This window comes from Mycobacterium sp., from assembly GCF_050701675.1.
Classification (GTDB): Bacteria; Actinomycetota; Actinomycetes; order Mycobacteriales; family Mycobacteriaceae; genus Mycobacterium.
Genome location: NZ_JBOGDD010000983.1, coordinates 1 through 2,552 on the forward strand (window position 1 = coordinate 1; position 2,552 = coordinate 2,552).

The window sequence follows — 2,552 nt, forward strand, 5'->3', positions numbered from 1 at the left end:
GTCCACCACCGACGGATTTCCGTCGGGCATCCTGGCCGACACGCTCGACCTCACCGACATCCCGGTCACCCGCGTCGAACATGCCTGCGCCACGGGTAATGACGCGATCCGCAATGGCACCCTGGCGATCGCGTCCGGCGCCTATGACGTGGTGCTCGTCGTGGGCGCGGACAAAGTGCGTGAGACCGCGTCGAGCAGCACGTTCTGGGACTGGGCGGCGATGACGCGCGACAACGCCTGGGACTATCCATTGGGTCTGGTCGCGCCGGCGAACTTCGCGCTGCACGTCAACCGGTACCTGCACGAGTCGCCCGCCACCAAGGAGCACATGGCGATGGTGGCGGTGAAGAACCACTTCCATGCCCTGACGAATCCGAAAGCTCAACTGCGGTATGAGATCACCGTCGAGCAGGCGCTGGCCGCGCCGATCGTGGTCGACCCGTTCGGACTGTACGACTGCACCCCGCAGAGCGACGGTGCGGCCGCGGTCATTCTGGTATCCGAGGACGTGGTCGACCGCTACACCGATCGCCCGGTGTGGGTGCGCGGCGTTGGCCTCGGCATGGACCGGGTCATGCACCAGCACAAGACCGACATGACGACGTTTCCGCCCACGGTCAAGGCCGCCAAGGCGGCTATGACAATGGCAGGCGTAACGCCGAGAGACATCGACGTCGCCGAGGTGCACGACTGTTTTACCGGGGTCGAGCTGATCAGCTACGAAGACCTCGGCTTCGCCGAACGCTTCGAGGCCTACAAACTGGTCGAGGGACGCGAGCACTATGTCGGTGGCTCGATGCCCATCAACCCGAGCGGGGGACTGAAGGCGAAGGGTCACCCGCCGGGCGCCACCGGTGTGGCACAGTGCTACGAACTGTTCAACCAACTTCGCGGCGAAGCCGAGAACCAGGTCGATGGCGCGCGAGTCGCGTTGGCCCACAACATCGGTGGTCCGACCGCGGTGTCGGCAGTGACCATTCTCTCCAGTGACAAGAACTAGGAACCGTATGACTACTTCAGAGACAGAATCATCCCCCGTCGCTTCGCTCGCCCCCGGAACCCTCGCCGGGTATGAGGAGTTCGCCCCCTGGCTGCTGGTGGAGAAGCGCGGCAACGTCCACGTCGTCAGCATCAACCGCCCCGAGGCGCTCAACGCCGTCACCGAAGAGGTGCACCACGCGTTCGCCACCATCTGGAAGGTGCTCGACGCCGACGATGACGTGAAAGCGGTCGTGACCACCGGTGTGGGCAAGGCCTTCTCTGCTGGTGGCGACATGGTGATGTTTGGCCGCCTCATCGAAGACCAGGCGGCGCGGACCTTCCAGATCCACGAGGCCCGGACGGTCTTCCTCGAGGTGATCAACTTCCCCAAGCCCCTGGTGTCGGCCGTCAACGGACCCGCCGTCGGACTCGGCTGTTCGATCGCGCTGCTGTCGGACCTTTTGGTGATGGGGGAGAGCAGCTACCTGGCCGACCCGCACGTCGCGATCGGGCTGACGGCCGGTGACGGTGGTGCGGCGATGCTGCCCCTGCTGGTCGGCATGATGAAGGCCAAGGAGTTCGTCCTGCTCGGCGACCGGATCACCGCGCCGATCGCGGAGAAGCTGAACCTGGTCACCAAGGTGGTCTCCGACGACACCGTCCTGGACGAGGCACTGGTACTCGGCGAGCGATTGGCCGCCCTACCGCCGCAAGCACTTCGGTCGTCCAAGGTGGCGCTGAACATGCATCTGAGTCGCGCCGCGCAGGGTGTTTTGGAGTACGCGCTGGCCGAAGAGTTGGTGTCCTTCTCGACTCCCGAGTTCAAGGCGCGGGTCGCCGCCTTCCGGTCACGCTCCAAGAAGTAGCGGACGGTCAGCGGTAGGCGGTGATCCGCGCGGTGAGCGCCACCTTGCCGTCGTCGCCGACGGCCTGCGCGTCACCGACCGCGGTGTTGCGCCCCACCCGCAGCGCCGTGCCCTCGTAGCGGGATTCGGCCCCGGCGAAGAACGGGCGCAGGAAGTTCACCCGCAGCGAGGCGGTCTGTAGCGGCGCGTCGGAGCGGCCCTCGTTGATCGCCGCCGACGCTGCGAACTCGAGGCCTGCCGCCGCGACACCGCCGTGCACGATGTCGATGTCGTTGTTCAGGTTGGGGTCGATGCGTTGCACCAGGACGTGCCCGTCGGCATCCGGCCGGACGTGTACCGCCATCCGATCCGCGATCGGTGTCTCGTCGGTGAGGTCCAACGTCTCGGCCGGCCAGTTGGGGCCACCGACGTCGGCGTCGATGAAGAACGAGCGCACCGTGCCGCCGCCGATCACGGTGCCGTCGTAGGTCAGCGTGCAGATTCCCAGCGACGTGGCACCGGGCGGCCCAAGTGCATGCGCGGTGGCCATTACGGGACCGTCGAGGTCGCCGAGGCCGTCGACACTGACATCCATCGACAGCTCGCTGGACACCGTCCACTGACCGGGCCGTCGACGGTAGTGATTGACGATCCCCGCGGCCGCATCGACCAGGATGGCCAACGGCCCCAATGTGGGCGCGCCGGTGAAGGGATTGCGGTATCGCG

At 66.3% G+C, this 2,552-nt stretch carries 3 protein-coding genes; 2 read left to right on the forward strand and 1 reads right to left on the reverse strand.

All coding sequences use genetic code 11. The annotated features are described in order from the left end of the window. A partial coding sequence (locus ACRDUX_RS29870; protein ID WP_526419283.1) for a thiolase family protein occupies nt 1–1,000 on the forward strand: 1,000 nt, incomplete at its 5' end. 7 nt (nt 1,001–1,007) lie between these two features. Beyond that, complete coding sequence (locus ACRDUX_RS29875; RefSeq protein ID WP_526419285.1) at nt 1,008–1,847, forward strand: enoyl-CoA hydratase/isomerase family protein; 840 nt, start codon at nt 1,008–1,010, stop codon at nt 1,845–1,847. Nucleotides 1,848–1,854: 7 nt separating this feature from the next. On the opposite strand, the gene ACRDUX_RS29880 is transcribed toward ACRDUX_RS29875, so the two are convergent. Beyond that, nucleotides 1,855–2,552 (reverse strand): PaaI family thioesterase (locus tag ACRDUX_RS29880; RefSeq protein ID WP_526419287.1); only part of this gene is annotated, 698 nt, incomplete at its 5' end.

Coding starts and splice junctions, on each gene's coding strand:
- ACRDUX_RS29875 (WP_526419285.1), top strand. CDS start 1,008: ATGACTACTTCAGAGACAGAATCATCCCCCGTCGCTTCGCTCGCCCCC.